Annotated in this window: 20 protein-coding genes and 1 pseudogene; 8 read left to right on the plus strand and 13 right to left on the minus strand. The window is 50.1% G+C overall.

The annotated features are described in order from the left end of the window. Both B3K89_RS12215 and B3K89_RS12220 read left to right on the plus strand, forming a co-directional pair. On the plus strand, nucleotides 1–564 hold a 564-nt coding region (locus B3K89_RS12215; protein WP_293890289.1), incomplete at its 5' end, for a nucleotidyl transferase AbiEii/AbiGii toxin family protein. A 196-nt stretch (nucleotides 565–760) separates the two neighbouring features. Then, nucleotides 761–994, plus strand: coding sequence for a hypothetical protein (locus B3K89_RS12220; protein ID WP_293890292.1), 234 nt, complete (start codon nucleotides 761–763; stop codon nucleotides 992–994). Nucleotides 995–1,046: 52 nt separating this feature from the next. Here B3K89_RS12220 and B3K89_RS12225 read toward each other — a convergent pair whose 3' ends face one another. Further along, nucleotides 1,047–3,482 carry a B12-binding domain-containing radical SAM protein gene (locus B3K89_RS12225; protein WP_293890295.1) on the minus strand — a complete coding sequence of 812 codons (2,436 nt, stop codon included), beginning with the start codon at nucleotides 3,480–3,482 and terminating at the stop codon, nucleotides 1,047–1,049. 345 nt (nucleotides 3,483–3,827) lie between these two features. On the opposite strand from B3K89_RS12225, the gene B3K89_RS12230 reads away from it, so the two are divergent. After that, a complete protein-coding gene (locus tag B3K89_RS12230) occupies nucleotides 3,828–4,166 on the plus strand; it encodes a DUF6076 domain-containing protein (RefSeq protein WP_345907462.1) in 339 nt (112 codons plus the stop codon). A gap of 94 nt (nucleotides 4,167–4,260) precedes the next feature. On the opposite strand, the gene B3K89_RS13805 is transcribed toward B3K89_RS12230, so the two are convergent. After that, complete coding sequence (locus B3K89_RS13805; RefSeq protein ID WP_414712359.1) at nucleotides 4,261–4,422, minus strand: winged helix-turn-helix transcriptional regulator; 162 nt, start codon at nucleotides 4,420–4,422, stop codon at nucleotides 4,261–4,263. Nucleotides 4,423–4,598: 176 nt separating this feature from the next. Between B3K89_RS13805 and B3K89_RS12235 the strand changes: the two genes are divergently transcribed. After that, nucleotides 4,599–5,876, plus strand: coding sequence for an ATP-binding protein (locus B3K89_RS12235; protein ID WP_345907463.1), 1,278 nt, complete (start codon nucleotides 4,599–4,601; stop codon nucleotides 5,874–5,876). An 85-nt stretch (nucleotides 5,877–5,961) separates the two neighbouring features. On the opposite strand, the gene B3K89_RS12240 is transcribed toward B3K89_RS12235, so the two are convergent. From B3K89_RS12240 to B3K89_RS13810, 4 genes and pseudogenes are all read right to left on the minus strand, one after another. After that, nucleotides 5,962–6,582 (minus strand): type IV toxin-antitoxin system AbiEi family antitoxin domain-containing protein, encoded by a 621-nt coding sequence (locus B3K89_RS12240; RefSeq protein ID WP_345907464.1) that lies wholly within the window; start codon nucleotides 6,580–6,582, stop codon nucleotides 5,962–5,964. A gap of 108 nt (nucleotides 6,583–6,690) precedes the next feature. Next, nucleotides 6,691–7,572 (minus strand): ImmA/IrrE family metallo-endopeptidase, encoded by an 882-nt coding sequence (locus B3K89_RS12245; protein ID WP_345907465.1) that lies wholly within the window; start codon nucleotides 7,570–7,572, stop codon nucleotides 6,691–6,693. Then, nucleotides 7,550–7,915: a helix-turn-helix transcriptional regulator gene (locus tag B3K89_RS12250; protein WP_298504026.1), complete on the minus strand. Its 366-nt coding sequence runs from the start codon at nucleotides 7,913–7,915 to the stop codon at nucleotides 7,550–7,552. The genes B3K89_RS12245 and B3K89_RS12250 overlap by 23 nt, the downstream gene beginning before the upstream one ends. A 210-nt stretch (nucleotides 7,916–8,125) precedes the next feature. Beyond that, nucleotides 8,126–8,218 (minus strand): annotated as a pseudogene (locus tag B3K89_RS13810) (hypothetical protein); the annotation flags it as partial. 315 nt (nucleotides 8,219–8,533) lie between these two features. Between B3K89_RS13810 and B3K89_RS12255 the strand changes: the two are divergent. Then, nucleotides 8,534–10,105, plus strand: coding sequence for an IS1096 element passenger TnpR family protein (locus tag B3K89_RS12255; protein WP_345907466.1), 1,572 nt, complete (start codon nucleotides 8,534–8,536; stop codon nucleotides 10,103–10,105). Between the two features lie 62 nt (nucleotides 10,106–10,167). Here the strand turns inward: B3K89_RS12255 and B3K89_RS12260 are convergent, their stop codons facing one another. Genes B3K89_RS12260 through B3K89_RS12270 form a run of 3 tightly spaced genes read right to left on the minus strand, consistent with a single transcriptional unit; the run spans nucleotide 10,168 to nucleotide 13,601 of the window. Beyond that, nucleotides 10,168–10,977: a transposase gene (locus tag B3K89_RS12260; RefSeq protein WP_345907467.1), complete on the minus strand. Its 810-nt coding sequence runs from the start codon at nucleotides 10,975–10,977 to the stop codon at nucleotides 10,168–10,170. A 4-nt stretch (nucleotides 10,978–10,981) separates the two neighbouring features. Further along, a complete protein-coding gene (locus B3K89_RS12265) occupies nucleotides 10,982–12,070 on the minus strand; it encodes a DNA-processing protein DprA (protein ID WP_345907468.1) in 1,089 nt (362 codons plus the stop codon). Beyond that, nucleotides 12,063–13,601, minus strand: a complete 1,539-nt coding sequence (locus B3K89_RS12270; RefSeq protein WP_345907469.1) for a YifB family Mg chelatase-like AAA ATPase — start codon at nucleotides 13,599–13,601, stop codon at nucleotides 12,063–12,065. Before B3K89_RS12270 ends, B3K89_RS12265 begins: the two co-directional genes overlap by 8 nt. Between B3K89_RS12270 and B3K89_RS12275 the strand changes: the two genes are divergently transcribed. Genes B3K89_RS12275 through B3K89_RS12285 form a run of 3 tightly spaced genes read left to right on the plus strand, consistent with a single transcriptional unit; the run spans nucleotide 13,564 to nucleotide 15,788 of the window. Continuing rightward, entirely contained in the window at nucleotides 13,564–13,884 is a 321-nt protein-coding gene (locus B3K89_RS12275; protein WP_345907470.1) for a hypothetical protein, read from the plus strand. The genes B3K89_RS12270 and B3K89_RS12275 overlap by 38 nt on opposite strands. 27 nt (nucleotides 13,885–13,911) lie before the next feature. Next, nucleotides 13,912–14,289, plus strand: a complete 378-nt coding sequence (locus B3K89_RS12280) for an iron chaperone (RefSeq protein WP_345907471.1) — start codon at nucleotides 13,912–13,914, stop codon at nucleotides 14,287–14,289. 14 nt (nucleotides 14,290–14,303) lie between these two features. Then, nucleotides 14,304–15,788: a carboxylesterase/lipase family protein gene (locus B3K89_RS12285; RefSeq protein ID WP_345907472.1), complete on the plus strand. Its 1,485-nt coding sequence runs from the start codon at nucleotides 14,304–14,306 to the stop codon at nucleotides 15,786–15,788. A gap of 249 nt (nucleotides 15,789–16,037) precedes the next feature. Here the strand turns inward: B3K89_RS12285 and B3K89_RS12290 are convergent, their stop codons facing one another. The 4 genes from B3K89_RS12290 to B3K89_RS12305 form a co-directional block, all read right to left on the minus strand. Next, the gene (locus B3K89_RS12290; protein WP_298506800.1) at nucleotides 16,038–16,232 is read right to left on the minus strand and encodes a hypothetical protein; all 195 of its coding nucleotides are present in this window, start codon (nucleotides 16,230–16,232) and stop codon (nucleotides 16,038–16,040) included. An 18-nt stretch (nucleotides 16,233–16,250) separates the two neighbouring features. Then, on the minus strand, nucleotides 16,251–17,291 hold the full coding sequence (locus B3K89_RS12295; RefSeq protein ID WP_345907473.1) for a nucleotidyl transferase AbiEii/AbiGii toxin family protein: 1,041 nt from the start codon (nucleotides 17,289–17,291) through the stop codon (nucleotides 16,251–16,253). Between the two features lie 3 nt (nucleotides 17,292–17,294). Continuing rightward, nucleotides 17,295–18,029, minus strand: a complete 735-nt coding sequence (locus tag B3K89_RS12300) for a DUF6577 family protein (RefSeq protein ID WP_298506805.1) — start codon at nucleotides 18,027–18,029, stop codon at nucleotides 17,295–17,297. Nucleotides 18,030–18,321: 292 nt separating this feature from the next. Further along, a complete protein-coding gene (locus tag B3K89_RS12305) occupies nucleotides 18,322–18,585 on the minus strand; it encodes a type II toxin-antitoxin system RelB/DinJ family antitoxin (RefSeq protein WP_298506808.1) in 264 nt (87 codons plus the stop codon). Nucleotides 18,586–19,006: the final 421 nt, after the last annotated feature.

Genomic DNA, 19,006 nt, shown 5'->3' on the forward strand with positions numbered 1-19,006 from the left:
ATCATGGAACAAGATCAATACGGGGGATATCGAGCGAGTATTCTTTGCAGATTTGAAAATATTAGACAAGTCATTCCACTTGATATTGCAACGGGAGATGTTATAACACCGCATCCAATACAGTATTCATTTTCCAGTGTCTTTGGGGATGATGAAATCCCCATCAAGGCATATCCGATTGAAACAATGCTTGCAGAGAAATTGCAGACAATTTACGCAAGGGGATTCTTGAATAGCCGGAACAAGGATTATTATGATCTCCATATCCTTTACAAACTGAAAAGCAAAGAGATAGATATACCGACATTGGCAAGAGCTTGTGAGCGGACATTCCATTATCGCAAAACAGAATTCGATCCAGTAAAAATACTAGAATTGCTCGAAAGATTGAAACGGAATGATTCTTTTCTGAAGAGTTGGGAGGCTTATTCAAAGAAGAACAGCTATGTTCGAGGTATCAGTTTTGAAGCTGTCATCATTGATGCAATGAAACTCATTAATAAAATGATGATTCCTTGGCTTTCGGACTTACAGAAAGAAAAATTAGCAAAAAAAGCTGAATAGAACCACCAAATGAAGATTTCAAGAGAAAAGCAAGAAAACAAATTCTCCTACCAAATCCTGCATGGATAGGTATTCTGACCATGCCTCAAGGCAAAGATAGACTGGGAGGGATTCAAATGCCGGAGAAGACCCTCCCTCTTGTGGCATAGGTTGAAAGATTATTCAGCCACTGATAACCTGGTTTTTCTACCTTCGAATGACGTTCTGCCGCCATCGTGATGCTGGAATTCTCTTGGGATATCCTTCCCTACTCATCCGGTTTGTTCTTGATAATCCGGAAGAACAGCATGTCGACGAGCTTGCCCCTTGGAGCTTCTGGGGCTCGGAAAGCGGGGCAAGTAGCACCACCAAGGAAGCCCTTTCAGCGATTTCTGTAGAAATTGTGGACGTTGTAACTGGTATCGATGGTTCTCAATCAAGTAATTCTTGATGGTAAGGCAAAAAGAAGCCCAACAAAGTAACAATGTTGGGTTTCCTTCGGATCATAGTTTCTCTGAGTCATCAATGAACCTCATACAAGCGGTTATCGAGTCATCGGGAAGCCCGCATGTCGCTTTGCCCAGCGGGGAAAGGTCCAATTTCGCACTGCCTTGGAGCTCAACTAACACCTTCCCGTCGACAGCCGTCCGTATGATCGCCTCGAAGATTTCCCTCTTTTTACGGGCTTTTTCAGAAAAGCTGAATACAGCATCATTGCCTTGCCGTACCAGCGAGGCCGGCAGAAAGCGTTGATCCAGCAATTTCGCAATCGAGCGTTCCATCATGACCATAGTGAGGTGTTTACCTTCGGCCGGCTCGATTGACACGGCATAACGCGACCCGATAGCTTGCTCAAGTGACAGGACCGGGTAACCGATTGCTTGCAAGTCCGCTTGCAGTGCTTCCCGGTCTGCTAGCGGCAATGGATAGACTGCAATGGCGGTTTTTCCATACCACGCGATCATCCGATCCTGCCATTCGGGTGAACTGAACAGGACATCCTGAACCTGCATGATCGATGTCGCTGCCCCTGGTAGGCGTTCGGCCAATGTCCTCATGATGTAGGAAGAGCGGGTCGCAGCCTTGGCTGTACGCAATGAAAACGGCACAGTGAAGCGGATATACAGCGGCTTCATTGTAGCTTTGGCTTTAAGCAACGCTTCGACGCATTCCATGTCGACTCTCGTGGGAGCCTTGATGGCATGCCCAGTAAGAAATTGCCGTTCAGCTGCGTCAGAGCAAGCACCACAAGCCGAGCAGTGCCTTATCTCATGCGAGGCGGGCATGCACGAGCTTTGTTGGACATGGTTTTGGGCATCAATGAAGCGGTTGTACAGAAACACACTGTCGATGCCGACATCGAGGAAATCGAAGGCAAATCGAGCATGCTGATCCTTGGGTTGGGTGAATGAGTCGGGCAGCCAGCCCTGTCGTCCCAACACAGAAGAGAAGAACTGCCAAGCCCCTTTGGGGAATTTGCGATCGTAGACATAACCGTTCTCGGCCATGGCCACTAAAGCAGGGGCGATGGGATAGGGCGTCATCACCAGCGTCTGCGAAATGAAGTACTCGTCAAATTGCTCGGCCAAGCGGAATTCAAAACAGGCCGACTGGACTGCCTCCTGCACGACTTGCAACGATTGTTCCCATTGTGCCCTGTCGAGCAACAACCGTTCATAGCGTAACGGAGTGAATGGCATGCGCACCAACAGTCCGAATGAGCAAACGATACGGGTATGGCTGCCATGGCGTGAACGCAATGAATCGATCGAGATCAACAACCGCCTGAATTCCTCACCATCGCTGGCGTCCTCGTTCCCGCTCAAAATGAAAAAGAGCTTAATCTCCTTCGCTTTGGCTTGTACGATCGCTTCGATCGCCCCCATGATCTGGTCACGACTCAATTCCTTGTGGTAGTAAGCCCGCATCCGCTCGCTGATGCCCTCGATGCCGACGGTGAACACCCGTTTGCCGGCTGCCGCCTCAAAACTGGCTAAAGCAGGCATGATGGCCAGGATGTCCGCCCGTTGGCTCATGAAATCAACCTGTTTGAAATACCGCTGCAATTCAACAATCAAGGCGACGATATCGGAGTGGGTATTGAAGTTGAACGAAGTCAACTCGACCGAATCGGCACCGGTGGTCTGTTTCAGGTACAAGGCATCTTCCACCAGCTTCCGGTAGGGCACTTCCCGGTATGGCTTGCGTTCCCATCCTTCGAAGCAGAACGTGCAAAAGGAGGGGCACCCGGCTGAGATTTGCAGCCGAATCGTCGAGGCCTCGTCAGAATCGAACAACGGTGGGTCGTTGGCACATCTGATTGGATAACGGTCCATCGATCGGTAGACAGCCTTTGTAACCCGACTGGGGGCTTTTGAGCTTGTGAATACCACCAAACCGTCGACCGAAGCAGCATGTTCTTCCAGTGCAGTGCGGCGCTCTGCACCCGGCCTTGTTTTAAGGGTTTCGACCAATGCAGAGACCAACGTCTCCCCCTCTCCGAAATGGATGGCGTCGACTAGGGCGTCTTTGTCACTGAATGTAACGCTTTGAGCTGCCAGTGAATTCGAACCTCCCAAGACAATCAATGGTTTGAATCCTGCCTGTCGACGCTCTGAAGCAGACAGGGCAATACCGGCACGTGTAAGCAGGTAGGGAAGGTTGACCAGCTCAAGCGCATAGGCATTGGAGATGAGGAGCAGGTCGAACTGTGCCAACGGGCGCTTGGTGAAGACGGAGGTGAGCCAACCGTCACGATCCCCCTCGTGGAGTTGCCGTTCACGTGCAGTGGGGAACCAAGCGAAATCGATGGAAGCAGCCGGGAGGACAGCACGGCACTCGTGATAAAGGAATATGTGAGGGCTGGAGCGTTCGATGTCGTTGAAAGGAGAAAGACGGACGATGCAAACGGTAAAGTCCCCGTCACCGACGGTTTTCATGATAGAGTGACTGTACCTGAAATTTCATCCAAAGGCAACTGGAGAAGAAAGGCATCCTTGCCTCGGAAACCCCTGTTAGCGATTCCTGTGGAAATTGTGGAGGTTGAACGTTGTATCGATAGTTCCTTCATGCAAAAAGGAATCTCACTGCCATTTTGGACAAAAACAATTTTTACTCAAGAGTGGGCAGTTCTCCCGAATGTAAGGTTACATCGAGCCTAAACAGCTGAATCCTACCTGTCCAAGAAAAGAAGGGCACTTTTCCTGACTAAAATGATGCTGTTTTGCTAATTTCAGGGAGTATTCCCACACCCAAGGGCATGGGAAGCTTGGCCTACTCCGATTTTGGGGTCATCCTTTGGGTGGAATTGGGCTCCTTCTGTGGTTGCCTTTGGTTTGGACTGCACCCGCATCGCGCCGGGCGAGAGCGCCCCCTGTGGTGTGATCGGGCCCAAGCAATCCTTCTCACGGCTTTTGGAGGAGGATGGCGCCCTGAAGGCCTACAACGCCGCATACAAGACCTTCTATGCCCGTCAGAGGCGGGGGACGATGAGCGAGGGCGAGTTCTCATCCTGGCGCGATGAGGCAAAGAGGCGACTGCAGGAAGTGCGTGCAGGCAAGATCGCACTTGATGAGTACACCGCGTGGCTCAAGCAGGATGTGCGCAAGTGGACGGCCAACTGAGCACGCCCTACGAGGCCCTTCATCAGATCTGGTAGGGTACTTTCCTAAGATGGACCGATCCTTCAGATTCTTGTCTGCATCATGGTGGTGCAGATCAATTCCGAGCAATATCACAGTTGATCATCGCGCCATGACAGCTAATGCCGCCGCCAACTGGACTCGTTATGGATTGGAGAGAAATAGCAAACTGCTGGGAAAGCTCGCTTTGGTTGATGCGGGGACTCTTTCTTATCAGCGAGAGTATTATAAGTTCCAAAGTATCATCATGAGATTTTGGAACTTTGGGAGATCGTTGACTTTTGTAACAGATACAAAGTGAGAAGTAAAATAGTATTATTATCGGAAGTTGAATATCAATATTCTCGGAAGTAAAACGTTGATATTATCGGAAGTAAGAGGTATAATACGTTCTCAGGAAAGGAGGATTCCCATATGGAAAGACAAACCTATCTCAAACGCATTGCTGACGGGCTCTTGCAGGAGAGACTCCGATCTAGTGGTGCTGTTCTAGTCGAAGGGCCTAAATGGTGTGGGAAAACGGCAACTGCAACGAGGGCATCAAACAGTCAGCTGTTCATGCAGGATCCTGACAAGTCAGCCTCGTACCTCATGGCAGCTGATACAAAACCTTCCCTTTTATTGCAGGGAGACACGCCCCGCCTGCTCGATGAGTGGCAAAGCGCACCCGTATTATGGGATGCCGTACGTTTCATGGTCGACCAACGGGGAGGAAAGCCAGGGCAGTTTATTCTGACAGGATCGGCAGTGCCACAGGATGATGCTGTACAACATACAGGAACCGGGCGAATCTCACGACTGATGATGCGCCCCATGAGTCTGTTCGAATCTCTGGAATCGAATGGCATGGTTTCGCTGAAATCGTTGTTCGAGGGGAAGACCGATCCCGAGGGGTTTTCAGAGCTGTCCATAGAAAGCATAGCTTCTGCCATTGTCCGGGGAGGCTGGCCGGCTTCCATCGGCGATGAAGAGAGCATCGCGTTGCGCCATGCGGTGGATTATGTGGAGGCGGTCATCAATGCGGATGTGTCCCGGGTGGATGGCGTGGAGAAAAATCCTGCCCGGGTACGGGCGCTGATGCGCTCCTATGCCAGAAACATAGCGACGATGGCCACGATCAGGACGATCCGTGACGATATTGCCCTAGGCGATGCCGATACAAGCGTTTCAGAGAAAACGATCAGTCAGTATCTGACTGCGTTGGACCGTATCTTCGTCACGGAGAATCTTCCTGCTTGGAACCCTGTGCTACGCTCCAAGACGGCGATCAGGACTTCAGCGAAACGACATTTCGTGGATCCTTCCATCGCAACAGCCGTGATACGGCTCACCCCTTCCCGGTTGCTCGATGATTTCCAATATTTTGGATTTCTCTTTAAATCCCTATGCACAAGGGACCTGCGGGTCTACGCAGAAGCCATCGATGGGCAGGTCTTCCACTATCGTGATGCAAGCGGACTTGAATCGGATACTGTGGTCTGTCTCAACGACGGCAGGTGGGCTCCGATCGAAGTGAAACTCGGTGCCACGCAGATCGAGGAAGCGTCCGAACACCTGCTGGAGTTGAAGGCCAAGGTAGATACCAAGAAGATGAAGGAACCCTCGTTTCTTATGATTCTAACAGGAACCGAGTTTGCTTATCGCCGTGATGACGGTGTGCTGGTGGTGCCGATCGGATGTTTGAAGGATTGATCCGATGTAATGCTGATAGTCCGCGAACTGCAGCCTCAGGAAATCTTATGAGAGTATTCTCATAGTTGCATGGGGTTGCTGGTAATCATAGCAGAACCTCCATGTACGTCAGAATCTTTGACTTCACCCGAAGTCTTTGTGCATACTCCAAGAGGCGGGCAATGTTCTTCTGCTGTGAACCGGCATACATTCTCATCGCATGGTTCACCACCTGTATATCGGCCTTGTGGCGGGTCTTGACCATATCGCAGAGGGTACGCTCGATGTCATATACCTTGATGGCGTTCCCACTTGGTGAGGCTATCGTCATGATTCCCAACCAATAGGTCTCCTCACCGGCCACTTTTGCCACAACACCTCGTTTGACAACATTGTGCGGATTGTATCCGAAGGGAAACGTCATCGTATATCGTAATGGGGTGCGATCGGTCATGGCATGAAGATACAGTGCGGTCTCATGGGAGAAGATCCCCCTTGAGAACCGCCATTGGAGTACGTACAGTTCATCCTCCCAGATTTCCGGGAAGGTATACACACCCCGTTCGACTCGGATAAGCAATCCAGAGCGGACCAGGGAGGAGAGACAGCGTCTTGGAATACCGGCTTCCGTCACCTGGGTGCTTGTGATGATTCCATGCTGTGTTTCAGCCATTTGAAGGATTTCAGCTTCGTCTTTGGTAGTAGCCAAACCTTTTTGTACTTCCATGCTATATATATTACATGAATTTAGCATATATGTACAATCAATTCTGCAACTATCACAATTGTTTCGCAACGTAGCTCTGATTCCAAGGCAGGATTCTTCATTGCAATATCAACCTTCATGATCCCATCCTTCAATGAAATCATGAATCTCGTCCATGTCATCCTGTGAGATGGAGATGCCATAGCCGTAATCGGCGGGACTTTTCCCAAACAGCCTCAGCATGCTGATACATGCATCCTCATCGATCAGGTTGTCCTCGAAGTTCCGCAGTATGGTCTCTATTGCCTTCGGGGAGGAACCAGTCGTCTTGGTGGCAGTATTCAATTTGAGAAACACATCACTGAGGGTTGAACGTCCAATCCTAAAATACTCTCCATCCCGATTACGCTCATCAATTCCATAGAGTTCTTGGTACTGCGTTTTGGTTATTGCTGCAATCTCCCACAACCGTTTCACCAGCGAACGATAAGGCAGCCACCATGTGCAATGAAGTCTCGCGATGAATCGGAGCAGGACTTTCATTGGGATGCTTTGAAGTGAATACGATTTGAATTCTTCGAAAACACAGCGCTTCAGCACTTCTTCCGGAAGAAGAAACTCAGCAGCAAACCAATTTGCCTTGGCTTCAACCAGATCATCTTCCTGCCCATCCTGCCGACTCAGGTGCGAACCGGTCTTGGTAAAAAAGTGATACAATTCATGTGCAATGGCAAATATCTGCTTATCGTAATAGTCGGCGGTATTGAGCCCGATGAAGACCAGACACTCCCCGCCCTCCTCTGAGTATAAAATCACAGCAGAGAAGGCTGGTTTTTCAGATTCTGCTTCAATGGGGATTTCGAGGAGGATGATCTCAAGCTTGTCGAGAATCGTGCACAAATCATTTGCGATCGGGGGATCATCCGAGAAACCAAGCAAGAAGCGCTTGTCTCTGGCTAATTTCCGAATTGATTCTATGTCCTGCTCGCTAAGCTTGGTCTTCCGATACATGCTCGAACTTTCTCCTCAGTAGAATCTGCTGACGTAACGCAAGCATCATGCCCAGCAGCGTATCGACTCCCTTCTTCTCAACCTCATTCAAGCTTTCGCTACGAAGAGCGATGAAGGAGTGCGGCTGTTCCTTTTCTTCGAACATATCAGTGATGTCGAACCCCAGAACATCAGCCAAAGCTTGGAGCTGTACTATCGAGGGGATGAAGTCTTCCCGTTCAATTCGTCCGATCATGATTCTATGAAGGCCTGTACGTTCGCCAAGCTCTGCCTGGGTTAGGTTCATTTTGTTTCGCAGGTTAGAAACTGTCGCAGACAGCTTACCTGCGGATAACACTTTCATCCGCGGACCTCCTTTATCTATAGTATACGGTGGTTTTAGCTGAAATGTAACCTATATTTTCATTTACTTCAATAATACTATTTGAATATATAAAAATGTAATTAATAATTTCTTTATAGAAACATTGAAGAAAGAGATTCAAACGTATCGCTGTGCAAAATTTGCAAGTGGAACAGAGAGTACATACCATGACGCCTAACCTTATTTTCTTCATAAAGTTTGTCTGCCAACTGCACTGATCCGGCACTTCTGGTTACTGCTCGTTGGTTTATCAGGTATCGTCATTTCAATGGCATTGAGTTTAAGTGACGGGTTTACTCACTTCACCAAATAGGCACCTCAACAACCTCACAACTTCCGGGGTGATTTCCGGGGTAACTTCCGGTGCAGGAAAGCTCACAGCAACGCCTAACACTGGGTCAGATTTCCAAAGTGGAGATGGCAATCCGTTTTCAAGGCATTGCTTCACCATAAGAACGCTTCCTCGACCAGGTTTCTTTATCTATCTTTCACTGCTGACCTTTCCCGATAGATTATTTTTATTGAAACGTTATTGTTTTTATTGACACGACATTATTCTCGTTGTATACCTTGAGTAGATAAAGGAGAGGCTAGCAAATGGCAAACAGTACAATAGAGCCCAAACCGGAGAGCATCGAACGGGTAGCAAGTGTGTACAAGAAGACAGAATCCATCAGTGAGACTGCCAGGCAAACAGAGCTTTCAACAACGAAAGTACGGAAGATCCTCATCACTGAAGGATTGTGGTCAAGCCCTCGGTCAGAGCAGATACGAGATCTGGTGGACCAGGGCAAGACCCCGTCGGAGATTGCAGAGATGCTGGGGATTACTGCAGTGATGGTCCAGAACTACCTGCCCTATGAAAAGGGCTTGTATGATGGGCCCGACAAGACTGACACGGCAATTCGCAGCGAGAAGTACCGGGAGAGGAACCGGGCGTATGCCCAGAAGACACAAGGGAGGGAACAGCAGAAGCTTGAGGGCTTGGGTACAGGAGAAGAACATGCACCATCCAGTGAGAAGAAGCAACCTCTGTTTGCAATGCACCTGCATTTGGAGCTGCATGACAGCCGGCTCGATGCAATGAATCCCGATGAAGCAAAAATCCTGGCAAAATATGGAGCTGTAAAAAAATCCATTTCCCGTGATGTCATCGTCCCCTCTTCCTTGGCCTTGCATCAGCTGCACTACCTGATCAACGTGGCATTCGGTTGGACGAATAGTCATTTGCACAATTTCCAGCTGCCCCAGCCGATGTTCGATACCTTGACCAGTGGGAAGTTCGTGGAAATTGCTCCGGTGTACGGGTATTACCTCCAGTTTCCGAACACCACGTTCAATGACGCATTCTGGGACGACGACTACGATGAGAGCAAGAGCCCCAGGACATGGATGCGTTCGAAGTATCTCAAGCAGTATCGGTATGAGGGTCTCAGCGAGTATTGGATTGAAAATCAGGCCGAGATTCTTGATATGGCGAAACACCTGCCCATTCTGGACGTCGATCCCCTCTCACGGCCCAAGCAGGCAATACCCAAGAAAGTCAAATTCGAGGATGCAACATTGCAGGATCTTTTAACTGCAATCGTCTTTGACAGTGGCATGCCTGATGGCCTGAAGGAGAGTCGCAGGCTCAGCGAGATTCTTTCCTTGGATCCGATCAGCATCGAGTCGGCAAAGGCTGCTGCCCTGAAAACCGACACCAGCTCTGTTTCGCTGTACAAGCAGTACCGCGATATTTTCGTTACTGAGGCCCAACGCGAAGATAGTTCTCATAACGATGCTGCATACTCCCGAGCATTCAGGCAAATAGAGAGTCTTCAAAAGGAAACTGAACCCAGGACAGTCAAGCCGATCACCACCGAGCTTGTGTATACATACGACTTTGGTGATGGCTGGCAGGTGGACATTACCTTGGTCGAAGAATTCGGCAGGGATAATCAGAGGGTGGATGATGAAACTGCTGCCAACGTTATAGCCACCCGTAAACCTGTATGCATAGCAAAAGACGGCCTGAATGTTCTTGACGACTGCGGGAATGTTTGGGGATACATAGATATGCTCCATACCATCCACGAAGAAGACAAAGAGGAAGCTATACAAATGCGTACATGGGCACGAAGCCAAGGGTGGACAGGCAGGGATATGAGTCCTAAGCAGATACTCTGAGAGAATGCCGATGTTGTTTGCAAGCTATCTTGAAATACGCAAAATATTTTATTGCCGCTATTTCAAGATAGCTTGCTCATCCTTCTCACCGTCTCATGGCTGACATGCAGAAAGGACGCTATGTCCTTCAAGGCATGGCCGTCTGCAATGGCGAGCTGAACAAACTCAGTGCGAAGGTCCCGTACCAGCGAGGAAGAAGAACCTGCGACGAGCATGGTTCTCTTATCGGTCTGATGCTTCTCACCAAGCAGCCTGTCCAAAAGGAAGGCCAACCTCTCCTCGGTCTCGACCTTACGGTCGATGATGGTGGCAAAGCCGACCTGTGGCGACCAGTTCTCGTGCTCGGTGACCTGCCGGTATCGAGCCAACGCCACCTTTGCATCAGGGGAAAAATACCCTAGCAGCATTGCTCGATCAACAAGACCGTCTTCGTGCTTCAGAACAGCGGCATGGCCGCTGTAGCGGTACTCGGCCGGAGAGCCGACCAAGCCCGCCTTTACCGGATTCTGCACGATGTAACGGACGATGCTGTAGAACTTCTGGTCCTCGGTGATCAGGTAGTTCTTGTACCGTCCGCCGTAGATGGTCCCGATGCGGTGGTAGCGCTGGTTGTAGTAGAGGGTGTAGCGCCGATTCAGGAACCACACAAGAGAAGAGAGGGGTTTCTCCCCCACCTTCAGCAGCAGGTGGTAGTGATTATCCATGAGCACATACTGAAGCAGCGTTGCCTCATAGGTGGAGACTGCTGTCTCAAGGAGGGTGAGAAACTCCTTCTTGTCACGGTTGTCCTCATAGATGTAATTACGGTTGTTTCCCCGCTGGATTACGTGCTGGAGGGTATGCGGCTCTACATTTCTCTTGCGTCTGGGCATTCGATCAGAGCCCTCCACTAAGGTGCCATTTCCCGTCGCTGAGGTAGGAAACCTTGCCGGCAAGCTCCATTGAGGCCAGGCACTCCATGACCGGACCGTTGCCGATCTGCACCCAGGCTTCCAGTTCTATGGTGGAGAGTGGCCGCGATGCGAGGGCTGTGGTCACCAACTGTTCACCAGAGCAAGGTGCGACAGCCGGCTCCCCTACGACAAGCCGATCATTGACATAGGCACGCGCCCCTTCACTCAATAACAGGTTTGTACCGTTGCTCTTAGGTTCAAGCAGGCTGTTGGGAACGGCAAGCACCTGCTTGGCCTTGGAGAGGGCGCTGCGGGCGGTATACATGCTGCCGCTCTTCGTACCTGCTTCAACCACAAGCAGGGTGTTGCACCAGGAGGCGAGCAGGTCGTTTCTTCCGATGAAGCGGAAGCGCAGCGCCTCCCTGCCGTAGGGATAGGGGGTTATGACGGCCCCGGTATCGGCGATGCGCTCCATCAGATCGGAATGTGAGGCTGGTTGTGCCTTGTGCAGGCCGCAGGGAAGAAAGGCATACGTAATGCCACCACAGGCAAGGGTGGTCTCATGAGCAAGGGCGTCGATGCCGAAGGAGAGGCCCGAGGCAACAATGCTGCCCTCACCCACCAGATCCGATACTGCGGCCTTGGTCACAAGCCGGCCGTAGGAGGTACAAGAGCGCGATCCGACAACGCCTACGACCGGTATGGAGGGATCGGCGAGCCTGCCGCGGTAATAGAGTACAAGCGGAGCTTTCTCGTCGGCTTCATAGATGTGCCGGTAGTATGGCGAGGTTGGGTCGAGCACCTTGATGGCGGCCTTCTCGTTGTTGGAAAGGATTGCCTGTGCGATGGCAAGGTTTCGTCCTTTCCAGCTGGATGCAAGAGAAATCTCCTTTGCCCCCTCGGCTGCAGACGAGCAAGAGCCTGTGCCATGCAATACCTCATCAACCGTCGTTGCACTTGCTCTGAATATCTGCTCGGGGCCTCCGAGGGTGGCAAGGAGTTTCCGTTTCTTTCTTAGCGAGAATCCTGCAAGTTCACTGAGCCAGATCCAGTAAAGGGTATCGTCATGCATGGCGCATCTCCCGTTCCAGATCGCGTGAGAAGAGTGCCTTGAGGAGGTGGGTTTTCTGGATGCGCTCGCTTGCATCGATGTCGGCGAACGTCCTTGCAAGCTTGATCGTCTTGTAGCGGGCACGAACCGAAAGGCTGTCTCGTTCATAGGTCTTCTGCAGCAGGGCTGCACACTCGTCGTCAAGAATGCAGTATTTGCGCATCTGGGTGCTGTTCATTTCGGAGTTGGTGGTTATGCCCTCGCCGGCCTTTCGGAACCGATGACGCTGGCGCTCACGCGTCAGCATCACGGTATTACGAAGGGAGGCCGAGCTGATCGTTCCGCTCATGAGGTGACCGTCGGTGAAATCCACCCGACCTACGTACTTCTGCATGTCGATGCGGTCGAGGATGGGCCCTGATATGCGTTGACGGTAGGTTTTGATGGTATAGGGGGTGCATTCGCATTTGCTGGTGCCTGCATACCCGCAGGGGCAGGGATTCATCGCAGCGACGAGCATGAAGTCGGAGGGATATCGGTTGGTCTGGCTGACGCGGCTGATGGTCACCTTCTTGTCCTCAAGCGGCAGCCGCAGTGATTCCAGTGTCTTTCTTCCGAATTCGGGAAGCTCATCCAAAAAGAGGATGCCGCGGTGGGCAAGGGTCACCTCCCCGGGTTTTGCATAGGGACCGCCGCCGATGAGGGCATGGGAGGACATGTTGTAGTGGGGTGAACGGAAGGGTCGTGTACTCTTCAGCTCATGGCCGTCCAGCTCCCCCGCGATGCTGTAGATGGAGGAGACTTCCAGGATTTCCTCCTCGCTCATCGGTGGGAGAATGGTGGGCAGCAGCTTTGCCATCAGGGACTTGCCACAACCGGGGACGCCTACCAGTAAGAGATTGTGGTTGCCTGCCACCGCAGCCGCAAGGTAGGGAAGAATCTCCTCGTGGCCGACGACGTCACTGTAGTCGCCGTCCTTTCCCTGGCCCTTTTTCTCATTGGCAAGAGGACTGCGCTGGTGATTGGAAATATGCAGCCGCTCTTCCAGATAGGAGACAACCTGGGAGACGGTGCTGCAGGCGATGATGGACAGGCCTGTTACCAGGGAGGCTTCATCGGCACAATCGAGGGGGACGATCAGACTCTTCCACCCCATCTTGCGGGCTTGTATGGCCATGGGCAGTACTCCGTCAAAGCCGACGAGCGTTCCGGTGGTGCTGATGCCTCCGACAAACGCAATTTCCTCCCACCCCTTCTTTCTTGGCTTGACTTGTCCCGACTCGATGAGCATGCCGATGAGCATGGGAAGGTCCAGGTATGCACCCCGCTTCTTGATGTCGCTGGGACTGAGGTTGACCACAACCTTCCTGGTTGGATAGGCATATCCCATCTCCTCGGTGCAGGCTTCCATCCTGTCCTTCGCCTCCTTGATCGCACTGTCCCCCAACCCAACGATGTTGGTGGTCTGCAACCCTGCGATGATCGCCACCTCCACCATAAGCGGGTACCCGCTGATGCCCGTAATTCCCAAGCTCCTGATCACTGAAGCCATAGCCAACCTCCTTTCATACTATCAAAGAGCGGAAAGTGGCGGGCTTGCTTCAGCCAGCAGGAGAGAAAAGGAGAAAAACCTGCATGAATTTTTAATTGATGTCGATCTTCAAAAAAGAAGCCCAGCAGATGGTGAGTCTGTTGGGCTTCAGATGGCATCGTTTTATAGTTGGAAGCGCATATACCTTTTGAGAGTTTCCAATGAATTCATCGTTAAAAAGGAAGTTGTTGTGGAATTTGTGGAGGTTGTAACTAGTGCTGGTGCACGTTCGTTGTTTCTGTAGTAGGATGTAATTGAGGAGGTACTCCAGATGTCTTTGAAACGACAGAAGTCAAATTCTGTGATTGATGCGTATATCGTTGCATGTGAAGTACCGGTGCAACCGATTCTGGAACGACTACGAGAGATTATCCGAAAAGAGGCTTCCGGTTCCACGGAGAAGATGAGCTACGGCATGCCTGCATTTTACCTACATGAGAATCTCGTCCACTTTGCTCTGGCGAAACGCCATATCGGATTCCATCCCTCACCATTTGGCGTTCAGACTGTGCAATCGGAACTAGGTGGGTTCCAGTGGTCCAATGGTGCAATTCAGTTTCCTCTTGACCAACCGCTCCCGGAAGATCTCATCCGTACCATCATGCAGTTCCGTGTGCATGAAGTACACACCAAGCACGAACGGACGTGAAGGGTTAGACAATCATGAGGCATCATGACCACACAAGAGTACTCACCTCATCGGGCTTAATACAAGGGTGTATTGATAATGGCGTGTCAAGCTGGAAGGGAATACCGTATGCCTTACCGTTAGCGGATTCTTCATGGTTCTCTCCGCCTCAACCGGTAAGACAGTACGAAAATGAGTATGATGCCACAGTATATAGCGGGATATGTCCGCAACGAAGCCTGCTGCGAAAGAAATATTCCGCTGCCTGTCTCACCTTGAATATTTGGTCGCCTCAGGCAGATCACAAGCGGCGTCCCGTTCTCTTTTATATCCATGGAGGTTCCTTTACCCATGGTTCCGGCAGTGAATCATACTATCATGGAGCTTACCTCTCGAGGACGCAGGATATTGTGGTGGTCACCTGCAATTATCGCTTGGGGATATTCGGATTTCTCGATTTTTCTCTTCTTAATCAAGAATTCAGCGGAAACAATGGTTTACGGGATGTCCTTACCGCACTTGCCTGGGTACACGACCATATTGAAGATTTTGGAGGTGACCCACAAAATGTTACCGTGGTGGGACAATCCGCCGGTGCTACTTTGGTCAGTGCATTGGTTACCATGGAGTGTGCCCGTCCCTTTATTGCTCAAGCAATGATGATGAGTGGGGGACCCACTCAGCTTCAGTCGGTCGAAACATGTAGGAACACCACAAAATCCTTTTTGGAAAATTCGGGTATCACTCGAGAAGAGCAATTACTTGAGCAGTCGATAGATGATCTCATCGGATTGCAGAAGCAGTTTATTCATGCGCATGGTATGGGCGCTGCAACCTTCAGAATAACCAGAGATGGAGATCTTGTGCCTCAGCTTCCCATTGCCGCAGCAAAGCATGGGCAGGTGAAAATTCCGATGCTTATCGGGACGACGAGAGAAGAGATGGGGTTTATGGCCATCAGACCCCTGGCTCGCCTTATTGATGTTACTTCAATCATACAGAAGGGGTTGTCTCAGGAAGATCCAAAAATATTACGGGAATTAGAACAGGCTTATGATCATGAATACGGGGAGCATCGAAGTATTCCCATGATGTACAGTGACCTGTTGTTTCGAGTTGCAAGTATGTGGTTTGCCCAAGCTGCTTCACCGCATACGAACGTATGGATGTATCGGTTTGATTTTGAGAGTCGGGCACTGAGGATGAACGGGATGCATGCCGTCCACGCTTCTGATATCCCCTATCTCTTTGGTAATTTCACTCCAGTGGCAGTGCGCTCGCTGTTTGCTCTTGATCGGGACAAAAGTGCCATCCTGGCAGTAGCTGATGAACTGCAGCATGATGTGGTGCAGTTCATGAGAAGTGGTCGTCTACCTTGGGATGTGTGTACTGATCACAGCGCGATGGGGAAATGTTACGATGATTCTCCATGGTATGAACCGATGATTCATGATCATATCGCAGAAATATATGCCCACACTGCATACTATCGCAACAGTTTCGCAGGAATTCCGCTGTAAATGGTAACTTCCTGAAAAAGTACCCCTCAAACTTGATGTATACCCACATTCCTCGCCTTTAACCAATAAATACGCCATGAATTCATATGATGGCAGGTCCCACACTCTTCTTCATACGGCTTCCAATTTGAGAACCTCGATACTGGAGCTACAAGACATACCTCAGCACATTCACACTCGTTAAAAAGAAGTTGTTGTGGAAATTGTGGACGTTCTAACTGGTACCGATAGATATCAGCATTTCCAAGCCTAAGAGTCAGCCGGTCCATCATCAGCCTTTCTTTGCTCCAACCAGTTCCTGAACCGCTCACCACTAGTGGCAAGGCTATGCCTGTCCTTTTCAGACAGTTCGAACCGAGGTGCCGGATTATCGATGGAATTGGCAATATCCTGCAAGGTTTTTCGGGAAAACTTGAAGACGGTTGTGAAGGAACTCATTGGCATGGTACTTCTCCCCTTTCACTATCTTTGTAGCAGATTGATAGCCTGAACCGCATACGCAAAGGCCTCAGCGTCGAATTTTCTCAGCGGTGATAATTTGGCATACTTGGTCTTCCCGATATTCACTCCACTGAAACTTGAAGGATCGGTAACCCGGATGAACCTTTCTCTTTTCAACATGCATGCAGCCAAGTACATGGTCTTGCAAGCAGGAAGTATTGCTTTCTCCGCATTGAACCGCTCCCCAAAGATATGATTGGTGATACCCCTAATGCCAAGCATATATTGACGATAATCATCGCGGTGATATTTTCCCTTGCTCGCGATGCAGGCTGAGGCCTCAATAGTGTCCTGCAATACCTCATCTGGAGAATTTGAGAGCCCTCGGTATGCCAGTTCCGCTGTGACCGTTGCAATATAAGAGGTATACACATCGTCATAATTGTCATGGGCATCCACGAGGACAGAAACATCATACAACTGCTTGATGATTTCCAATTCCTTGTCAACGCCAAACGGGATACCGGTGGTATGAGGTGCGAATGCTGTCAATTTGTCACCAAGTATGCAGTTGACACTTGGCATCGTTACTTCCACATAGGGCTCCCTGGTACTCAGGAACGGATGGTTGACCTTTCGTTTGACCAGAGTACAATAATGGTTTTCTTCGAAGAGGACGTCCAATAGGATGTGAAATTGAGCTCCCATCATCGGTGAGTCATAGGTGAATTTGTAATGGGCCTTGTCAATCTTGTTCTTACCTGTTCGAATCTGCTGCTCCATCGAGTGAAATGGATAGATTTTTGCAGCTAGCTCGAGATAGAATTGCACATCGGTACCCGGCTGTACGATGATATCGATATCGGTGGACAGTCTTCTCGGTTTCTCGAGAAGGAGCAACAGGCTGGTCCCGCCCTTGAAGATGAACAGCATACCCACCTTTGCGAGCGCTTCAAGCAACGCCAAAGCAAAGATGCTCCTTTCAAGGATGGAGTTGTCTACGGTGAAACCACTTCTGATTTTCTCTATATGCTCACGTGTGAAACAGTCTGACTTCACCATACATCACCCCTGAACCGTAAGTTCGATTGACGTCTTGCCTCGAAGGAATCCAAACACATCCTTCACTTTGTTCCTTCTTCGTGCGTAACGTAGCATTGAGACCTGGTCGATGCGGTATTTTTCGAACATCGTCTCGATCGCAGTGGCATAATCACCTTTGGAAAGCATCAGGCTCTTATTCGCAAACAGATCAACGATCAACTTCTCCAAAGGCACCTGATATGGCTCTCTGTCAGACTTGGGAGCCTCTGTGACCAAGCGGTCGATGATGATCCCATCATCGGTGCCATATTGCAGTAGCTCTTGGGCCTTGGGTCTCAGCAATACCCTGCCTGGGAATTTCTCAACAAGGGAAGAGAACACAAAATCACAACCGTCCTTCTCCACCTCGACGAAGATCTTATTGTGTGCCAACTGGTGATTGAAGAACTCATTGAGCCAGGACAACTCCCAAACCCTATAAGAAAGTAGAGGGAACTGCTCCTGCATGTGTCCAATCACCTGCTGAGCTGCATGGGAATATACCCCGGTGAAGACGCTTTTCTTCGGCTCCTTCCCAACTTTCTTGTATTGATTGCGTCCAACCCTGACGATCAGGGCCGAATCGTGCAGGGTCCCCATCAAATTTCTTAGTTGAGTCTCCTTGAAGGATGGCTCGACAATCCGTGCGGCATGCAGGATCTGCTGTCTCGTACACGTGCCATCGGGCAATTTTCGTATGACTGCATGCTTGTTCATACACATCCCCTCCTCAGCCATTTCGGCAAATTTTCATTTTTTTGCCGTTCTGGCTGAATTAGTATACCAAGAGATTCTTACAAAGTCACTAGCCATTTCGGCAAATCCTAAGATTTTTGCCGTTTTGGCTTTCTGGCAGGACTGTCGCCCCGCCTAACTTGAGATAAGGAGCACAATTCTTGATCCCTGTTCCAAATTAGGATTGCGAGGAAGCGCTAGAATTCGCTTCAGGGTTTTCTTATCTTGCTTTGTCCAGTATTCAAAATCCTGCCAGGCATCGTCCGTCCTTGCCTTACTCATGTACATCCACCTCGTGGATAGTACCTCCGGTCGACTCCATCTGGGCAATCGATTTCTTGAGTCTTGCCATATTCTGGTCGCTGTAGAACGGATCGACGGCCACCTCAAAAGGGATGCGCTTCTCCCTGGCTACCTTCGTGGCGAAGATGGTGAAAGCCGCGGTAGGTGTCAAGCCAAGTTCCCGACAAGCCTTCTCCATATTGTTCTTCAAGTCCGCATCCATGCGGAAATTAATATTTACGGTTGACTGTCCCATACGATTCTCCTCTCTTCCTACAAGATAGTATTCTGTAAAGCAGATGCCAATTTTTATCATTACATATCAAGATATATGCTATTGCAAACCGTTAGGCAAAGAGAGTAACTACCTTCCAACAAGTATCGTGGCAACTTTACGACTTCCGGGGTGACTTCCTGGGTAACCTCCGGGGTAGCTTTCGGGATAACTAGCGCTTCTGAAGATGTCGTCGTACTCATCAGACAGACAATGAAAAGATTATGGGAGTTCAATCGTGCAGGGTTCCCATCAAATACCTGAGTTGCGTCTCCTTGAAGGAGAACGCGACAATCCGAGCTGCACGCAGGATCTGCTGTCCTGAACATGTGCCATCGGGGAATTCCCGAAGGATTGCATGCTTGTTCATACACAGCAGCTTCCTCAGCCATTTCGGCAAATT

Origin of the sequence: Sphaerochaeta sp. UBA5849 (genome assembly GCA_002432715.1) — a bacterium.
GTDB lineage: Bacteria > Spirochaetota > Spirochaetia > Sphaerochaetales > Sphaerochaetaceae > Sphaerochaeta.

What these genes read in the sequence shown, in the direction of transcription:
- B3K89_RS12220 (WP_293890292.1), top strand. Translation starts at nt 761, where the DNA reads ATGACGTTCTGCCGCCATCGTGATGCTGGAATTCTCTTGGGATATCCT.
- B3K89_RS12225 (WP_293890295.1), bottom strand. Translation starts at nt 3,482, where the DNA reads ATGAAAACCGTCGGTGACGGGGACTTTACCGTTTGCATCGTCCGTCTT.
- B3K89_RS12235 (WP_345907463.1), top strand. Translation starts at nt 4,599, where the DNA reads ATGGAAAGACAAACCTATCTCAAACGCATTGCTGACGGGCTCTTGCAG.
- B3K89_RS12240 (WP_345907464.1), bottom strand. Translation starts at nt 6,582, where the DNA reads ATGGAAGTACAAAAAGGTTTGGCTACTACCAAAGACGAAGCTGAAATC.
- B3K89_RS12245 (WP_345907465.1), bottom strand. Translation starts at nt 7,572, where the DNA reads ATGTATCGGAAGACCAAGCTTAGCGAGCAGGACATAGAATCAATTCGG.
- B3K89_RS12250 (WP_298504026.1), bottom strand. Translation starts at nt 7,915, where the DNA reads ATGAAAGTGTTATCCGCAGGTAAGCTGTCTGCGACAGTTTCTAACCTG.
- B3K89_RS12255 (WP_345907466.1), top strand. Translation starts at nt 8,534, where the DNA reads ATGGCAAACAGTACAATAGAGCCCAAACCGGAGAGCATCGAACGGGTA.
- B3K89_RS12260 (WP_345907467.1), bottom strand. Translation starts at nt 10,977, where the DNA reads ATGCCCAGACGCAAGAGAAATGTAGAGCCGCATACCCTCCAGCACGTA.
- B3K89_RS12265 (WP_345907468.1), bottom strand. Translation starts at nt 12,070, where the DNA reads ATGCATGACGATACCCTTTACTGGATCTGGCTCAGTGAACTTGCAGGA.
- B3K89_RS12275 (WP_345907470.1), top strand. Translation starts at nt 13,564, where the DNA reads ATGCCCGTAATTCCCAAGCTCCTGATCACTGAAGCCATAGCCAACCTC.
- B3K89_RS12270 (WP_345907469.1), bottom strand. Translation starts at nt 13,601, where the DNA reads ATGGCTTCAGTGATCAGGAGCTTGGGAATTACGGGCATCAGCGGGTAC.
- B3K89_RS12280 (WP_345907471.1), top strand. Translation starts at nt 13,912, where the DNA reads ATGTCTTTGAAACGACAGAAGTCAAATTCTGTGATTGATGCGTATATC.
- B3K89_RS12285 (WP_345907472.1), top strand. Translation starts at nt 14,304, where the DNA reads ATGAGGCATCATGACCACACAAGAGTACTCACCTCATCGGGCTTAATA.
- B3K89_RS12290 (WP_298506800.1), bottom strand. Translation starts at nt 16,232, where the DNA reads ATGCCAATGAGTTCCTTCACAACCGTCTTCAAGTTTTCCCGAAAAACC.
- B3K89_RS12295 (WP_345907473.1), bottom strand. Translation starts at nt 17,291, where the DNA reads ATGGTGAAGTCAGACTGTTTCACACGTGAGCATATAGAGAAAATCAGA.
- B3K89_RS12300 (WP_298506805.1), bottom strand. Translation starts at nt 18,029, where the DNA reads ATGAACAAGCATGCAGTCATACGAAAATTGCCCGATGGCACGTGTACG.
- B3K89_RS12305 (WP_298506808.1), bottom strand. Translation starts at nt 18,585, where the DNA reads ATGGGACAGTCAACCGTAAATATTAATTTCCGCATGGATGCGGACTTG.